Source organism: Candidatus Bathyarchaeia archaeon, assembly GCA_035283685.1.
Classification (GTDB): domain Archaea; phylum Thermoproteota; class Bathyarchaeia; order Bathyarchaeales; family Bathyarchaeaceae; genus DATETJ01.
The window spans coordinates 121522-137520 of the sequence record DATETJ010000002.1 but is presented as its reverse complement, the minus strand read 5'-3'; the positions used below and the strand labels follow the sequence as shown (position 1 = coordinate 137520).

Annotated in this window: 15 protein-coding genes; 9 read left to right on the top strand and 6 right to left on the bottom strand. The window is 47.9% G+C overall.

Features of this window, described 5'->3' with window-relative positions; all coding sequences use genetic code 11:
* Positions 1 to 17: 17 nt before the first annotated feature.
* On the top strand, positions 18 to 1211 hold the full coding sequence (locus VJ249_00760) for a DUF373 family protein (protein ID HKZ93099.1): 1194 nt from the start codon (positions 18 to 20) through the stop codon (positions 1209 to 1211).
* 167 nt (positions 1212 to 1378) lie between these two features.
* Positions 1379 to 2164, top strand: coding sequence for a polyprenyl diphosphate synthase (gene uppS, locus VJ249_00755; protein ID HKZ93098.1), 786 nt, complete (start codon positions 1379 to 1381; stop codon positions 2162 to 2164).
* An 8-nt stretch (positions 2165 to 2172) separates the two neighbouring features.
* Here uppS and VJ249_00750 read toward each other — a convergent pair whose 3' ends face one another.
* On the bottom strand, positions 2173 to 3378 hold the full coding sequence (locus VJ249_00750) for a redox-regulated ATPase YchF (protein HKZ93097.1): 1206 nt from the start codon (positions 3376 to 3378) through the stop codon (positions 2173 to 2175).
* A 58-nt stretch (positions 3379 to 3436) separates the two neighbouring features.
* Positions 3437 to 4171: a lactate utilization protein gene (locus VJ249_00745; GenBank protein ID HKZ93096.1), complete on the bottom strand. Its 735-nt coding sequence runs from the start codon at positions 4169 to 4171 to the stop codon at positions 3437 to 3439.
* A gap of 112 nt (positions 4172 to 4283) precedes the next feature.
* Between VJ249_00745 and VJ249_00740 the strand changes: the two genes are divergently transcribed.
* From VJ249_00740 to VJ249_00725, 4 genes are all read left to right on the top strand, one after another.
* Complete coding sequence (locus VJ249_00740) at positions 4284 to 5207, top strand: D-2-hydroxyacid dehydrogenase (protein HKZ93095.1); 924 nt, start codon at positions 4284 to 4286, stop codon at positions 5205 to 5207.
* A gap of 38 nt (positions 5208 to 5245) precedes the next feature.
* Entirely contained in the window at positions 5246 to 6226 is a 981-nt protein-coding gene (locus VJ249_00735) for a thiamine pyrophosphate-dependent dehydrogenase E1 component subunit alpha (GenBank protein HKZ93094.1), read from the top strand.
* On the top strand, positions 6223 to 7206 hold the full coding sequence (locus VJ249_00730) for an alpha-ketoacid dehydrogenase subunit beta (GenBank protein HKZ93093.1): 984 nt from the start codon (positions 6223 to 6225) through the stop codon (positions 7204 to 7206). The genes VJ249_00735 and VJ249_00730 overlap by 4 nt, the downstream gene beginning before the upstream one ends.
* 124 nt (positions 7207 to 7330) lie before the next feature.
* Complete coding sequence (locus VJ249_00725; GenBank protein HKZ93092.1) at positions 7331 to 8473, top strand: dihydrolipoamide acetyltransferase family protein; 1143 nt, start codon at positions 7331 to 7333, stop codon at positions 8471 to 8473.
* On the opposite strand, the gene VJ249_00720 is transcribed toward VJ249_00725, so the two are convergent.
* Together VJ249_00720 and VJ249_00715 are read right to left on the bottom strand one after the other, a co-directional pair.
* Positions 8456 to 9538 (bottom strand): flippase-like domain-containing protein, encoded by a 1083-nt coding sequence (locus tag VJ249_00720; protein HKZ93091.1) that lies wholly within the window; start codon positions 9536 to 9538, stop codon positions 8456 to 8458. The genes VJ249_00725 and VJ249_00720 overlap by 18 nt on opposite strands.
* A 68-nt stretch (positions 9539 to 9606) precedes the next feature.
* Positions 9607 to 11265 carry a CTP synthase gene (locus VJ249_00715; GenBank protein ID HKZ93090.1) on the bottom strand — a complete coding sequence of 553 codons (1659 nt, stop codon included), beginning with the start codon at positions 11263 to 11265 and terminating at the stop codon, positions 9607 to 9609.
* A 392-nt stretch (positions 11266 to 11657) separates the two neighbouring features.
* Here VJ249_00715 and VJ249_00710 point away from each other — a divergent pair, with 392 nt between their 5' ends.
* From VJ249_00710 to VJ249_00700, 3 genes are all read left to right on the top strand, one after another.
* The gene (locus tag VJ249_00710) at positions 11658 to 12155 is read left to right on the top strand and encodes a hypothetical protein (GenBank protein HKZ93089.1); all 498 of its coding nucleotides are present in this window, start codon (positions 11658 to 11660) and stop codon (positions 12153 to 12155) included.
* Positions 12156 to 12309: 154 nt separating this feature from the next.
* Positions 12310 to 12828, top strand: coding sequence for a hypothetical protein (locus VJ249_00705; protein HKZ93088.1), 519 nt, complete (start codon positions 12310 to 12312; stop codon positions 12826 to 12828).
* A gap of 72 nt (positions 12829 to 12900) precedes the next feature.
* Positions 12901 to 13119, top strand: coding sequence for a hypothetical protein (locus tag VJ249_00700; protein ID HKZ93087.1), 219 nt, complete (start codon positions 12901 to 12903; stop codon positions 13117 to 13119).
* A gap of 1 nt (position 13120) precedes the next feature.
* Here the strand turns inward: VJ249_00700 and VJ249_00695 are convergent, their stop codons facing one another.
* Entirely contained in the window at positions 13121 to 13768 is a 648-nt protein-coding gene (locus VJ249_00695; protein HKZ93086.1) for a Snf7 family protein, read from the bottom strand.
* A 357-nt stretch (positions 13769 to 14125) separates the two neighbouring features.
* Positions 14126 to 15322: a multicopper oxidase domain-containing protein gene (locus VJ249_00690; GenBank protein HKZ93085.1), complete on the bottom strand. Its 1197-nt coding sequence runs from the start codon at positions 15320 to 15322 to the stop codon at positions 14126 to 14128.
* Positions 15323 to 15999: the final 677 nt, after the last annotated feature.

Sequence of the window (15999 nt, the reverse complement as noted above, 5' to 3'; positions counted from 1 at the left end):
GCATTGGCAGACCTGCCTTGGCAAAGAAAGACGTCTCAGCGCCGGAACGCACACTCGTTCTATGCGTGGACAGAGACGACGATTTAGGCTCTAAGGCTGGCATAAAGACACCCTTAATAGGAAGAGATGAAAACATTAACGCCGCCGTTAGCCTAGCCCTTAAAGATCCTGAGGAGCCAGATGCAAATGCCATTTTTGAGGCAGTACGCATCTTCGACCGCTTCAGCGAGGGAAGCTCCGAAAAAGAGCCAAAGGATGAATGTCAAATCGCAACCATTGCCGGCTCTGAGCTGGGTGATGTTGGCGCAGACAAAACGCTTGTTGGGGAATTGACTCAAGTATTGAACACCTTCCAAGCCAGCGAAGTCATCCTCGTTACAGACGGTTTTGCAGACGAAGCAATTCTGCCATTGGTCCAATCGCGAGTGCCGGTTTCCTCGGTTCGGAGAATTACGGTTAGGCACAGCGAGTCTATTGAGGAAACAGTTTGGCTTTTTTCACGTTATTTGAAGATGCTTTTCGAGAATCCTCGGTACTCTCGCATCGTACTTGGTCTGCCGGGGGTCCTACTGATTATTCTTGGAATCCTCTACATGCTCAACTGGATAGGCTACTCTTGGATTGCTTTCTTACTCGTGTTTGGAGGCGCATTGGTTGTCAAAGGCTTTATGCTTGATAAAGCAGCGCACGAATTCTACATTTGGGTGAGAGAATACTCTCCGCCGCCTTTTCCCGTCTTGATTGCAGGCTTTGCTGCGATGGCAGGTTTCTTGCTCATGGGACTTGGGCTGTATCAAGGCAGCTTCCAAGCCTCGAATTTTATAGGTACGCTTAACCCGATGCCAAGATTTCCACAAGACTGGTTAGGCGTGTTACCCCGTATATTAGGCGAGTTCTTGACTCAGTCAATTATACTGGCTGTAATAGGTATCTGTGTCTTGCTCTCAGGCAGAGCTATCCGATGTTTCTTTGAGCACGACGGTCAACTGTTCCGCACAGTCGTAATCATAGTGGTCGTTGGTTGGTCGTCGCAGATCTTCTATGAAGCATCTCTGATCCTGATAACGCCAACACTGACGTATGAAAGATTGGTTTTTGCCATCGTGATTGGTATATTCCTAACCGTCGCGTCTTTCCTAATTACAATGGTCTTGCACAGAAAGTATCACGCCTCCTTTCGGGAGAAAGAAGGTGAGGTTGAAGAAAGCTAGCATAGTCGTAATCGACGGAACAGAAACCCAAAATCTAGACTGCAGAAATCGTAAGCGAACTGTCCTGTCTCTGGAGCAACTCTTAAGAGACGCGGAGTCTCATTTGCCAGAGAAACATCAGTGTCAATGCGACCAAGGCTTCAAGAGGCGAGGTTTGAGAGTAAACAATGCTGAAAACTTTGCTATCGGCTGTAGGCATCTACAGACTGTACGAGAAGTGGCTGCAGTGTCAGGTCAAGAATGGCAACAAGCCCGAGCATATTGCCATCATTCTGGACGGTAACCGACGCTGGGCATCTGAGCAGATGTTTAGCAACCCATGGATCGGCCATCAATTCGGCGCTTCAAAGGTCGAAAGCCTACTCGATTGGTGTTTGGACTTGGAAGTGAAGTCCATCACACTGTATGCTTTCTCCACTGAGAACTTCCAGCGTCCAACTGAAGAAATTGAACGAATCATGTCGATTGCCAGTGAGAAACTTCAGAAAATCTTGGCTGACGAGAGAATACACAGAAATCAAGTTCGAGTAAAAGTAATCGGACGGATCGGGCTGCTGCCCAAAGGCATTCAGGAACTCATTCTTAAGGCTGAGGATGCGACAAGAGACTATGACCATCATTTTCTCAACATTGCCTTCGCCTACGGGGGCAGAGCTGAAATCGTCGACGCCACCCGAAAGATAGCCCAGAAAATCGAGAAAGGTGAGTTGAAACCCGACGGTATTGATGAGCAGGTCTTTGCAGAGCATCTTTACACTGCCTACTTGCCCAAGCAGGACCCTGACTTGATAGTCAGAACATCTGGTGAAGAGCGCCTAAGCGGCTTTCTGCTTTGGCAGTCGGCTTACAGCGAATTGTTCTTTCTAGACGTTTATTGGCCTGACTTCAGACGAATTGACTTGCTGCGAGCCGTGCGAACTTATCAAAAGCGAAAGCGGCGTTTTGGACAATAACGAGACGGTCAAGCTCGTTTCTTGGCGCTTACAATTGAGATTACGTCTCTGTCTTTTAGTATGTGGTCCTCTCCGATTCTCGTTTTCTCGCGCGCGTCGACGGCGTAGATGAAGCCTTCGCCTATCTCCGTGTGGATGAGATATGCGAGTTGACGAGCTTTTGTGCCATATGGGACAACGTAAGCATCTGGCAGCACGTTGCCTTTATGATCTGTGAGTTTCTCAACATCCTCTACGGGATACACGACTATCATGTTTAAGAGCTTGAAATAAGCCATGTTGATGGCTTCTTGCACGCCTGTTGAGCCAAACTTGAACAGAATCTTCTCCCTTATGATCTTCAACGCCTTCTTTTGTGCTTCTGTTAACCCCTCAGGCTTGGATGTGTCAAAGTTGCTGTCTCCAGGTCTGTAGTCTACGATTCCTTTTTCAGCCGCTCGCCTAAGAGCTAACTCAGCTTCCGCAGAGCACGGTACAATTGGATATTCAGATGTTCTGAGGCGCTCCACGTTCTGTTCAGCTGGTTCCAAATCGATTTTGTTGCCGGCAATCAGCATGGGTTTAGCGATTCTTCTTAGGGCGTCCAAGAACTTCAACAGGTCTTCTTCGCTCCAAGCTGTTGGTTTTTCAGCGTTCAGTCCAGATTTCCTTATAGCCTCGAAGATGTGAGTTCTCTTTATGGCTAAGCCGCTCAATCGCTCTTCTAATTGAGCATAGAGATCAGTTGCACCTGACTCAACTGCTCGAGTCATTTTAGGCCATTCCCGCTTGATTATCTGGGATAGCCACATAGTGATCTCAACTCCCAAAAACCGAACGTCCTCAAGCGGATCGTGGCTCCCGGGTTTCACCAATTTGCCTTCACTGTCAGTTGCACCCGCAGCGTCAACTACATGTATGAGCGCGTCTGCTTTTCTGATCTCATCCAAGAACTGGTTGCCCAATCCTCGTCCCTGCCAAGCGCCAGGCACCAGTCCCGCGCAGTCGATCAACTCTACTGGTATGAGCCTTACTCCGTTTATGCACAGTGAGTTCTGCGGGTTATCTTGAACGTTGAGTTCTTCGTGAACACAGGGCGTACGAATGTAGCCCACTCCTCGATTTGGCTTGATGGTAGTGAAAGGGTAATTCGCAATCTCAGCAGGCGCTAACGTGGCAGCACTGAAAAAAGTTGACTTACCAGTATTAGGCTTGCCAACTATGCCAACCATCATGGTCTTCTAACGCCCCCAGACAATATTATGAGTTGAATCGTAGTTCAATTTATTGCTTTCAAACCTCTAAAGGGGTTTTGGCGCTTGCGAAGACCCATGTCTCTTTCTCATAAGCCTTTTTGATTATTTCAATTCGGTGCTTTGGCCACGTTTCGTCCCAGCCTAGCCCTAAATCTTCGCCAACAAGTATAACAGTCATTTCGGTTCGCCAAGGCTTCTTCTCAATTACTGTTGTCACGCTGCAAATCCTCTTGGGCACGTTACAGTCAATGCATCTGCCAGTCTGTGCGCAGGGAACTGCGAATTGCCTAGTCCTGGCGTGAAATGGCGCAATAACATTCTTTATTCGGTCGAGTGCCTCATCAACATTCCTCACAATCTTGTTCTTTCCCACCATGACCAAGACTTTTCGTGGTCCGAAAATCATGGATGCGACCCTATTTCCTACTGCATCTACGTTGACGAGTTTTCCATCATTCGTAACCGCGTTTGTTCCAGCCAGTAGCACATCACATGAAAAAATCTCCCTTGAGATTTGGTCGCGTATTATGGTCTTAGAAGGATCAGTTGTCAACCCTCTTGTAAAGGGGTTCAGAAGCTTGATTCCGCGCTTCTCCAACGCTTCGACAATCTTGATCTGGCGAATGGTGGCTGAGTCAGCGATGCCAACAACCATCGCATTTGAAACGATGCTTGAGACGATTTCTTTGGCGGCGCGTCTGTTCTCTACGAATTCTGCTTCGAAGTTGTTTGCTCTAAGGTTTCTTAACGTATCCTCAAGCTTAGCATCCAAATGCCCGCTTCCACCCGACTATCATTAATGTAATTTCAGGATAAACGCCTTAGGTCAATCAAAAGGAATAAGTCAAAGCGGAAGTCGTCAATAAGCCAAGAGCCGGATGCCTATGAAACCTAGTTGTACGATTCTGGTTTGCGACACCATAAGCGATGTGGGAATACACAAACTTCGGCAAGCCGGGTTCACAGTTGATGTCAGACCTAGCATTTCGCCTCAGGAACTGAAAAGAACCGTAAACAACTATGATGCCTTGATTGTACGCGGCAGAACAAGAGTAACGAAGGAAATCATTGAGTCAGGCACTCGGTTGAAGGCAATCGGTCGAGCAGGTGTCGGCTTGGACAACATTGATGTCGAGGCGGCACAAAAGCGGAGACTGACAGTTTTGAACACACCTGAAGCGCCAGCCGAAGCCGCTGCAGAACTCACCCTTGGCTTAATTCTCTCGCTGGCGCGAAACATTGCCCAGGCTGACTGTGCCATGAAGGATGAGAGGTGGATGAAGGGCGAATTAACCGGTTGGGAGCTCCAAGGTAAAACCTTGGGCACAATAGGTCTGGGCAACATCGGCGAGCGCGTGGCGAGACTGGCGAAAGCATTTGGCATGCATATTCTGGTTCATAAACGCACTGTCCCGGATTCAGTTGTAATGAAGGAGTTGGAAGCGGAGTTCGTGTCTTTGCATGAATTGCTCTCTCGCAGTGATGTGGTAACAATCCACGTTCCGTACACACTGCAGACGCACCGCATGATAGGAAAGAGAGAGTTGTCTCTGATGAAAAGAGGGGCATACTTGGTTAACACATCTCGAGGCGCCATAATCGACGAGAAAGCCCTATGCAATGTCCTGAAATCAGTCAAATTGGGCGGCGTTGCTTTGGACGTTTACGAGATTGAGCCGCCAACTGATTGGACCCTGATGCAGTTGCCAAATGTGGTGTGCACCCCTCACATTGGCGCCCAAACTGAAGAAGCACAGAAAGCAGCATCGCTTTTGCTGGCTGAAAAGATTATTAGCGCTCTCTCATAGTTACGTTAACGCTTTGACTAGTGCAAGGATGTGCTAAGATGCTTGAGAACAGCAAACTGATCGAGATGTTCAGTCAAATGCTGACTATCCGGTTCTTCGAGGAGAAAGTCTTCGAGTTGTACGGCCAAAACCTCGTGCCTGGAACTATTCACCTTTATGCAGGCGAAGAGGCTGTTGCCGTGGGGGTTTGTTCCAACCTGCGCCGAGACGATTACATAACAAGCACGCATCGTGGACATGGGCACTGCATTGCCAAAGGCGCACGATTAGACAAGACTATGGCGGAGATTTTGGGCAGGAAAACAGGTTACTGCAAGGGAAAGGGAGGCTCGATGCACATAGCGGACTTCAGCATTGGCATGTTAGGCGCTACGGCGGTGGTTGGGGCAGGCATTCCTATAGCAACGGGCGCGGGTTTATCAATAAAGCTTAGAGGCACTGACCAAGTTGTAGCTTGTTTTTTTGGCGAAGGCGCGTCTAATCAAGGCACCTTTCATGAGGGAATCAACTTAGCAGCAGTGTGGCATTTACCAGTTGTATTTGTCTGCGAGAACAATTTGTACGCTATGGGCACGCGGCAGTCTAAAGCGATGCTTATCGACAACATTGCAGATCGAGCTTCAGGTTATGGTATTCCAAGCAGCGTAGTTGATGGAAACGATGTAATAGCCATACACGAAGCGACTCGTGTAGCTGTTGAAAGGGCTAGGCGAGGTGGAGGACCAACTTTGATGGAATGCAAGACATATCGGTTGAAGGGACATTCACGCTTTGACCCAGCGGCCTATCGACCCAGGGAAGAGGTTGATGAATGGCTCAAGAAAGACGCAATCGTGCGTTTCCAGACAAAGCTTCTGGAGAACGGTATCCTGAACGATGCTGAGATTCAGAGCATCGCTCAGCAAGCAAAGAGCAAGGTTGAAGAAGCAACTAAATTCGCATTAGAGAGTCCCTTTCCGGAAGGACAAGAGGCTCTACAGGATGTATATGCAACTCAGGAGAGCGCATCCAATAAATGAGAGAAGTCACGATGCGAGATACGTTGCGTGAAGCTCTCAGAGAGGAAATGCAGCGAGACAAATCTGTTTTTTTGCTTGGCGAGGATATTGGGCGCTATTGGGGCGGAGCATTCGGCGTCACCAAAGGCTTGGCTGACGAATTCGGAGACGACAGGGTTCGAGACACGCCGATTTCTGAAAACGCTATAATTGGTGTAGCTGTCGGCGCAGCGATAACAGGTATGCGCCCAGTTGCTGAAATAATGTTTGGTGACCTCACCGCCTTAGCTGTGGATCAGATTTGCAATCAGGCGGCTAAAATTCGATACATGTTCGGCGGTCAGACAAGTGCGTCATTGGTGATTCGAACTCCCTTCGGCGCTGGCGTCAATATTGCATCTCATCATTCGCAGAGCCTTGAAGCATGGTTCATGCACACGCCTGGGCTGTACGTAGCCGTGCCTTCAACTCCCTACGATGCCAAGGGATTACTGAAGACCGCCATCAGAGGCGACAACCCAGTATTCTTCGTGGAACACAAATTGCTGTATCCAATTAAGGGTTCGATTCCCGACGAAGACTATGCTGTTCCATTTGGAGTAGCCGATGTGAAACGTGAAGGCAGCGACGCGACCATAGTAGCCACATTGTACATGGTCCACAAAGCCTTAGCCGCGGCTGAGCAACTCAGCAAAGAAGGCATCAGCGCTGAGGTTGTCGATCCACGAACTTTGACGCCACTGGACAAGGAGGCAATTGTGAAATCAGTAAAGAAGACTGGACGTTTGGTCGTTGTCAGTGAAGACTGCAAGACGACAGGAGTGAGCGCTGAGATTGCAGCACTGGTGGCTGAGGAGGCGCTTGATTATCTGGACGCGCCAGTCAAACGGGTGGCTGAGCCTGACACACCCATACCGTTCAGTCCTTCAATGGAGCAATATGTCATCCCAAATGAGAAAAGCATTGTTCAAGCAGTGAAGGAAGCAGTCTCAAAGGCTTAGCCATAATGACGATACTGTTTCAACACGTTCTCGACTTCAGGTTTTTCCGCCGGGGACTGTTCATCCCTCAGGCTTTTAACCTCGACACGCCACTAGCATTGGCGTAATAATGGAGAGTTCTCTCTTGGTCACTAGGGTTGTTATGCCGCGGCTCAGCTTGACGATGAAGGAGGGCACGGTGGTTCAATGGTTCAAAAGGGAAGGCGACGTTGTCCAGAAAGGCGAGCCACTCGTCGAGGTGCTCTCGGAAAAAGTCACGTATGATGTTGAAGCCCCAGAGTCTGGCGTGCTACGCAAGATCTTGTCGGGTGAAGGCTCGAACGTGCCCGTTGATCAGCCCCTAGGACTGATCGCTGGAGCCAATGAACTCATAACGAAAGAAGCGACTCTTCCTGAACCGATGCTTCCGACAACCGAAGCCGCGCCAGTAGTTGAGCCACAAAAGTCTGAGCAAGTTGAGGCACGTGTTCCAGCCTCTCCCGCGGCTAGAAGACTGGCTAAAGAGTTGGGCGTTGATCTGACGCAAGTTAGCGGCAAAGGTCCGGAAAGCCGAATTGTCGAAGATGACGTCAGACGTTTCGCAGAGCAGATTGGTGTGAAGCCGAGAATTCGAGAGACAATAGAATTGAGCGGCATCAGAAAAACAACTGCTGAGAGGCTCTCTCTAAGCGCTCGGACAGCGCCTCACAGCACGATCATTATGGAAGTGGACATGAGTAAGGCAGCCAAGCTTCGCCAGGAAACGCGTCTTTCCTACACAGAGATGCTGGTGAAAGCTGTTGCCAAGGCTCTCCGCGAGCACCGAGTCTTGAACGCGACCTTGGATGGCGAGCAGATTAAAGTTTTTGAAGATATCAATGTGGGAATTGCAGTGGCAACCGAAGATGGGCTCATCGTTCCAGTTATCCGAAACGCGGATGGGAAGTCGCTGAATGAAATAGCTTCGATGGCAAATGAACTAGCGGACAAAGCAAGACAGGGCAAGCTGTCAAGAGAGGATTTGACTGGTGGAACTTTCACGATTACGAATCTAGGTAGGTATGATGTTGACGTATTTATCCCAATCATAAATCCGCCTGAGACAGCCATTCTAGGCGTTGGCAGAGTCGTTGAGAAACCCGTTGCTGTAAATGGGCAAGTAGCATTGAAACCTGTCGCGCAACTCAGCCTTGCTTACGATCATCGAATTGTAGACGGTGCTCCAGCAGCTCAATTCCTAAAGACTGTGAAGCGAATTATGGAAGAGGAGCTATCTCTGGGGGTTTAGGGCTTCATCGTCTTTCCTTGCCGCACTTTTGGGTCTCAAGCCCTTTATTCCTAGCCATTGCACCGTTAGTCCGCCGATGAGTAAGCGCATCCACATTGTGATAATGCGTATTAGCACAGTTGCAACGGTTGCTGTTACAATTGGTACGCGAAGCAGTGTGTAGAGACTAGCCATCGCGATGTCTAGGATTCCAATCTCTCCTGGGATGCCTAGCGGCGCGGTTTGGATTGCGAGAGTAATTGTATACACAATTGCTATGGCGCTAAAGGGTACGCTCGTGTCAAGAGCTCTGAACACGAGAACTGAAATCAGCAGATCAAGAGCCCACGCGACCATTGTCAACGAGGCGGGCAACAGCAAACGTCTTCTCTGCGCAACCAACGTGTCGATTCCATCGTAGAAGGATTTAAGCATTTTTTCCGCAGACTCTTTCAGACGCGCAAACTTCCAGCGGCCACGTGAGAGCCGAACGAGCACGCCGACCAGCCATTCGACAATTCTCGCTCCGGCTTCCCTTTTCCTACTAAAGTAGAATATTAGAACCATGGCAGCAAGTGTGCTTGCTCCGATCAAACTCACAAATTCCAGGACAAGCATTGGCGGTCGGTCTCTGATTGCAAAATACACTGAACTGACAACCAAGCCGCCCAGAGTCATAGTCATGCTGAGGACTCGATGTCCTATAACTGAGGCGACAACTTTGCCCGTGTTTTCACTAGATTCCTTCGACATCAGGTAGACTCTGGAGATGTCTCCGCTAACAGATTCAGCTGGAACAAGTAGGTCGACGAAGCTTCCTACCCAAACGATTTGGAAAGCTTTCAAAAAAGAGCATTTCACAGACAAGACGTGTAGAAGGCGTTGCCAAGCAAGGGAGTAGAAGGCAGCACTTAACAACATTGAGCCAAAAGCCAAGGAATAGTAAATGGGGTTCGCCTGCTTTATCTGGTTTGAAAAGTCGCCGAATGGAACAAAAAAGTAGAGGTACAGGAGAAATACGAATAAACCAGCGGCAATTACGACCACGCCTGTCCTTTTTAGCGGAAAGCCTCCTTCCTCATTCATCTTCGGCGTCACACCAGCCGTAAATAGAGCGGAAATACTAACGATGTGGTTTTATAGTCTTCGCAATCCTACGCGTTTCTTGCCTTGAGGCTTGTTTCTATTTCTCGTGAAAACTTGGATCTCCCTTGTTTCTTGTCTAAGCATGCTTTGATGAATCCGTAGTATTCGCCATCAGGCTTGGCTGGTCGGCTCTTGAATTCCCCGTGGAACTGGGATGCCAGGAAGAAGAACCTGCTTGGCAGTTCGAGGATTTCCATTCTTCGCAGGTCTTCGCTTTTTGCTGAGAATGCCATTCCTTGTCTATCTAGGGTGTTCCAATATTCTGGGTTGACTTCCCAGCGGTGGCGATGCCGCTCGTAAATCTCGTCTGAGCCATATAGTCTGTGAGCCATCGTGCCCTCTTGTATCACGATTTTGTGAGCGCCCAAACGCATGGTTGCGCCTTTTTGCCTAACAGTCATCTGTTCGGGCATGAGGTCGATAACAGGATGAGGCGTCTCGGGATTGATCTCTGTGCTGTTGGCGTCGTCAAGCCCGCATACGTTGCGGGCAAATTCGATAACGGCGAGTTGGAAGCCATAGCAGACGCCTAAGAAGGGCACATCGCTTTCTCGTGCAAATTGTATGGCTTTCATTTTTCCTTCGGTGCCTCTGGGTCCAAAACCGTAGGGGATAAAGATTCCGTCGAATTTTTTGAGTTGAGTGATGGCGTTGGGGTCGCGTTCCAGTGTTTCAGCTTCGATGTAGTCTACTTTTACTTTGGTTTGGCAGGCAGCTCCGGCGTGGCGGAAGGCTTCGTTCATGCTTACGTAGCTGTCGACGAGACCGGCGTATTTGCCTACTAGGGCGATGTTGACGTCAAACTTGGGGTTTACCGCCGACTTGACGAATTGTGTCCAACCTGTCCAGTCGGCTTTGCGTTCTCTTATTTGCAGTCGTTTGCAGATGTAGTCGCCCATGCCTTGGTTATCTAAGACTTGTGGCACTTGGTATATGGATGGAACATTGTAACTGCAAAACACAGCGCTTTCGGGAATCGTGCCAAACAAGGCAATTTTAGCCAGCGATTCCTTGTCGATCATTTCGTCGCATCGTGCCACGATTGTGTCGGGTTGGATGCCGATGCGGCGCAGCTCGTTTACGCTGTGCTGTAAGGGTTTGGTTTTCATTTCGCCTGTTACTTCAAGGATTGGAACCAGCGCGACGTGCACGTACAGCGTGTTTTCGTAGCCTTCCTCTAGGCGCATTTGGCGTATTGCTTCTAGGAAGGGTTGGCCTTCGATGTCGCCGACTGTTCCGCCGCATTCGGTTAGTACGATGTCCCAGTTGGATTCTTTGGCTACGTATTGGATTCTGTGTTTTATTTCGTTGGTGATGTGAGGGATTATTTGGACGCATTTGCCTAGGAAGTCGCCGTTTCGTTCTTTTTCGATGACTGTCTGATAGACCATTCCTGTGGTGATGTTGTTGTGTTTGCAGAGGTTTAGGTTTAGGAAGCGTTCGTACCAGCCTAGGTCGAGGTCGGTTTCGCCGCCGTCGTCTGTGACGTAGACTTCGCCGTGTATGTAGGGGTTCATGGTTCCTGCGTCTACGTTTACGTATGGGTCGATTTTTATGGCTGTGGTTTTGAAGCCTCGGGCTTGGAGCATTTTGCCGATGGATGATGTGAGTATGCCCTTGCCGACTGAGGAAAGCACTCCGCCTGTTATGAAAATGTATTTTGCCATTGCGGGTGTCCCAGCAATAACGTAGCAATAGCGCCATACCGTATTATAAACTCTTTCTGAGGGGCGTTAGTATGAGTCTGGAAAAAATTTTTCAGAGTGAAAGTTAGACTTTTTAGTTTGCGTTCTAGGCGCTGTTTATCGTTCTGTACGGTGTTTCTGGCTCTGTTTTTCGTGTTTTAGCGTGACGTTCTATGTTGCTAAGCGTGACGTTTAATGTTGACATGCGTGGTGCTTAGGTATGTTGAGTGGCGGTGCTGCGGATATAGAGATTTCAAAGGAAGAAGGCGCAATCGCTTAGCGCCTTCTTCTATTGTGTCGGCTTGGACAGTTGTAGTTGAACATGCAAGCATAGACTGTTTGAGGTGGGCTGAATTTTCATGAGTTGGTAACTTTTGATTAGAAATTATAGTATACAGGTTTCTGCTTTAGAAACAGCAGTCTGCGCTGCGTACTCATGGCTGCACTACCACCATTTTTTTGATGTTAATGTTGTTATGATTGTTGGACCACAAGACCTATATGATAGAGTTTATAATGTTATTATTGTAAAGCAAAACAAAGGAGGTTTGAGATGTATGCACAACGTGGGCAGAAAAAAGCGTGGAATAACGATAAAGGTGGCCTTGAAGGACCTTGACAAAGAATCAGTATATGACAAAGTGAAGAACTATCTGAAAGAAAACACAAAGTATGGCTATACAATAAGTGGTCTGCTGGTCGAGATCTTTGGATATAAGGCGGAGGAACTGAATGCCCCATTTAGAGACTGGCCGAAAGGCGCACCCAGTCAATATACAAGAGTAAGGCTTGCTCTTCAAAAAATGGTTAACGAGAAGCTCGTTGTTTCCACCAAATATCGTAAAGGATTCCTCTACTCATGGAAGCAATGATGCGATGGAAGCTAGGATTTTCTTAGTGTATCATCTTTCAATAAAGAAGCTGCTAAGTGTCAAATCCCCTCATTCAAGAAGACCGATGGTTCGCACAGCTCAGTTGTCAAAGAAAACTAGTGATTTAATAAACCAGTTGAGGTGAGAACCTGTCATGCCCCGAATATGCCTAACTAAGGATGAAATAAGAGAATTGGCTAGCTTGCTTTCAGAGGTTTTTGAACACATCACCGCTTTGAGGTCAGACAATCCTCTTGCTGAAAAAATCCAGTTCCCTAAAATACCAGCCATCTTAAGTGAATCTATAATCATCCATCTGCTCAAAGAACACAGAATAGTTCCAAACATAAATGCTCAAGGAATTAGTTTCGGTGGAAGAGAAGCGGACATAGTTGTTGAAACAAGTTCCGGAGAAGCACTAAAGATCGAGGTTAAAGCAACTGGGAGTAGCGCTTTCGAGTATTTTGGCGAGAAAGACATAGCGTCGGACTACCTGGTTTGGATTCATTTTGGGAGTTTTTTCATGAACGCAGGTGAAAGGTTCATTGACATCTTTATCATCAGAGATCCTTCCCAATACTTTAGCGGACCTGTCAAGATCACCTTGAGGAAGTTCAGAGAATTGATTGGAACCAACGTGCAACAACTACGTTTAAACATCGACGAGTTGTAGATGTACACTCATGAGGAAAGAAGAACTTACGATGGAGCCAACTCTCTCAAGCACTTAAGGGAGGGTAACGCCATGAAAAGATATGAATGGAATAAGCTTAGCAAACTGCAAGTTGGAAGGTACGCAGAATACTTCGTTAAGATGGAGTTTACTCAGCATGGTTTCGATGTATATTTGTCAGAGGTGGATGACCGAGGCATAAATACTTTCAAGCGTTTGCCGAATGATCGTTGGACCCTAACGTGGAAAATAAGCAGAACGAGCGATGATTTTTGTAAAGTGGGATTGTGAGTTAGGTTTTGCCTTGTGCTTTGTCTGTAGCTGTTGGCGTTGCGCCTGGTAGGTCTGGGAATTTGTCTTTCATTCTTTGTTCGACTACGGTTGCTGCTTCTGCTAGGATGCCTTTGGCGTCTTCGTTTGCTTCGCCGAAGTTCAGTGTTAGTCCGCTGCTTTGGCCGGCGTCCATGATTATTCCGTTTAGCATTGTTCCGATTTGTTCGAGTTCTTTGCCAGCGTCGGGCAAGACTCCAGTTATCGCAGTTCTTATGCCGCCTAGCACGCCTACGATTGGTGCAAGGGCGCCGACCATGTCGCCTAGCTCCGTTACTGTTCTCAGTCGCAGGACTATTTGGTCTAAGGCGAGTCTTGCATGCATCACTGTTTTCTCGGTTTTTCGGATTTCCGCAAGTTCACTGGAGAACACGTTGGCGTGTTGCACGTCATGTTTCTGGTAGGCTTCGACAATCTTCGCAAATATGGTCTTGTCGCGTTCAGCAAGTCGTTGTGAGGTTTGATCTAGCTTCTGAGCCTGTGCCTCTGTGCGGTTAATTGCTAACTGTAAGCGTGGTCTTAGCGATGTTGATGGATGAAAGGCTCCCTTAACTCTACTGTTCAAGGGCTCGGGACGTTCAGTTTGTTCCCACTTGAATCGTTCAGGCAATTACTCTGTTCCTCGTTGAGGAAGATGACTGGAACACTTTATTCGATGGTTAACATGTTGAAAACATGTAGGAATATACGCGACTGTATCTGCCAGCCTTTTTGGGTACTGAAAATTTAAACTCTCAAACAGAATGACACGAGCAAAACGTGCAGAATTGGCAAGATTATGTGAATCATAATTGGTCCAGTTATAGGCGTTTAGCCGTTTAAAGGTGACTAGCCAATGTGTTGAAGCTGACCACTTGTTTGTCTTGGTGTTTGGTAGTTGGTCAAGGCATATCCCATATGAAATGTCCTAGCTCTTCCAAAATGAATGAAAAAGAAAAAGGGGAGATAGCTTAGCATTTGCTTGACTTTACATTTCGGGACAGCTTGGACATTCACTAGGGTGGGGGCATTCAAGGTCTTTGGGGCATTCGGCGTTTTGGGAGCACCAATCGGAGGTAGAAGACGCTGGAGCATCCTGCAACGCGTAGTCGGGATCAAATTTGGACATTAGGTTTGGAGGTCCGTAGACTTCTGAACTTTGAAGTGGGCGTTGCCCTTGTATTTCGAACACTCCCATCATTCCTAGGTCAGCGTGAGGCTCAACATGGCAGTGGTACAGCCATTTCCCGGGGGTTTGGGCGGTTACATCGATAATTGCTGACTCTAATGGTACGAATCCTAGGTTGTCATTTGTGATTAGCACCGAAGCCCATTGATTGTTAATTATTTCCCATCGGTACATTGCGTGTCCATGGAGATGGAAACTGTGTATATCGTTGCCAACATTTATGACGTACAGTCTTACGAGTTCTCCCGGCAAAGCCGTAAGCGTGGGAGTCAGTGGAAGCTGTCTTGTGTTTATGGTGAAGAATTTCGACTGTCCGAAGCAGTAGGCGCAACCGTGAGCCATGGACAGGGAAAGCTGTCCGTAAACCTCGTTAAGGAAAACTGCGTATTCTCTGTCGGGCGTCGGCAGGGGCATGCTGGGGGCTTTTACAACGATAATTCCGTAGAGTCCTTGTTGCATGTGAACAGAGATGGGATATCTGTCATCTGAGTGGCAGTGATAAACGAATACTCCGGGTCTTTCGGCTTTGTAATGGTAAGTGTATTGCTGATTCGTGGCAACCATTCCACGGTCAGAATATCCCGGATCTCCCTCCGATCCATCTGACGTTATGTTGTAGGAGATGCCGTGAACATGAAGGCTATGTATGAAGCTGTGTTGATTCCTCAAAGTGATATGAAGCGAGTCGCCCACATTCGCCCAAATCGTTGGTCCTGGAACAGTTCCGTTGTAGCTCCATAGATTGAAATTATTTCCCGGGACAGCTTCAATAGTCACGCCTTGAACTGTCAGAGTCAGGTTTAGGGTCCGAGGCGTATATGCAGCGGGTGAGGTGCCATATCCCTGCGCCAAAGCGAAAAGATCTTGTATGTCAATTACTCCGTCATTGTTGTAGTCCAGCCTTGGGTTATATGCACTACCAGTAGCTTGGGTGAGTATCCCTGCTAAGACGAGGACTGCCACCACTGTTATGCCTATGTATCTTTTCCTAATCATTTTTGACACTTCATATTATAGTTATGAAGCAAAACACAATAATTTTTTGGAACATACTTCTATAGGTTTGTTCCACTTTGCTGTCCGAGGCTATTGCGTCATTCGGAAGAGATAAGAGCTGCCGGATAAGACGGATGGACTCAGTGCGAAGTATCTTGTTGCAAGTTGCTCCCAAGGCTAAGAGGTTCTAGCTGAGTCGGGAATAGTTTAACTATTGTGTTTGTCTCCCTGTGTTTGTTGTGGACATCTTTACCTTCATCGCGGAAGTTGTGGGAGTTACTGCTTCAGGTGCGTTAGCGCCGGGACCGTTGTTCGTTAAGAACATTACCGAGGGTAGCAAGTTTGGCGCTAGGAGTGGATTTGTGTTTGCTGTCGGCACAGAGTTGTCGAGTTCAGTATGGTCTTGACGCTGGCGCTCGGTCTCTTAACTGTGGTTGATCAGCCGACAGTGAAGTTAGTGGTTGGCGTCGTTGGAGGAATAGCACTCTTGATTTTTTGGGCTTTTTCAGATAAGAGAGTCGATTAGTTCGAAGCCTATTGAAACTCGTAAGGAGACTACTGCTTTGAGGAGTCATTTCTTCGTCGGCACTGTCTTCACAGGTTTGAATGCCTACTTTATTTGTCGGTGTGTTAACGTTGATGTAAGTGGAAAAAGCATAAAAGCCCAGAGCCTTCTC

What these genes read in the sequence shown, in the direction of transcription:
- VJ249_00690 (HKZ93085.1), bottom strand. Translation starts at nt 15,322, where the DNA reads ATGATTAGGAAAAGATACATAGGCATAACAGTGGTGGCAGTCCTCGTC.
- VJ249_00750 (HKZ93097.1), bottom strand. Translation starts at nt 3,378, where the DNA reads ATGATGGTTGGCATAGTTGGCAAGCCTAATACTGGTAAGTCAACTTTT.
- VJ249_00720 (HKZ93091.1), bottom strand. Translation starts at nt 9,538, where the DNA reads ATGAATGAGGAAGGAGGCTTTCCGCTAAAAAGGACAGGCGTGGTCGTA.
- VJ249_00735 (HKZ93094.1), top strand. Translation starts at nt 5,246, where the DNA reads ATGCTTGAGAACAGCAAACTGATCGAGATGTTCAGTCAAATGCTGACT.
- VJ249_00740 (HKZ93095.1), top strand. Translation starts at nt 4,284, where the DNA reads ATGAAACCTAGTTGTACGATTCTGGTTTGCGACACCATAAGCGATGTG.
- VJ249_00700 (HKZ93087.1), top strand. Translation starts at nt 12,901, where the DNA reads ATGAAAAGATATGAATGGAATAAGCTTAGCAAACTGCAAGTTGGAAGG.
- VJ249_00730 (HKZ93093.1), top strand. Translation starts at nt 6,223, where the DNA reads ATGAGAGAAGTCACGATGCGAGATACGTTGCGTGAAGCTCTCAGAGAG.
- VJ249_00705 (HKZ93088.1), top strand. Translation starts at nt 12,310, where the DNA reads ATGCCCCGAATATGCCTAACTAAGGATGAAATAAGAGAATTGGCTAGC.
- VJ249_00715 (HKZ93090.1), bottom strand. Translation starts at nt 11,265, where the DNA reads ATGGCAAAATACATTTTCATAACAGGCGGAGTGCTTTCCTCAGTCGGC.
- uppS (HKZ93098.1), top strand. Translation starts at nt 1,379, where the DNA reads ATGCTGAAAACTTTGCTATCGGCTGTAGGCATCTACAGACTGTACGAG.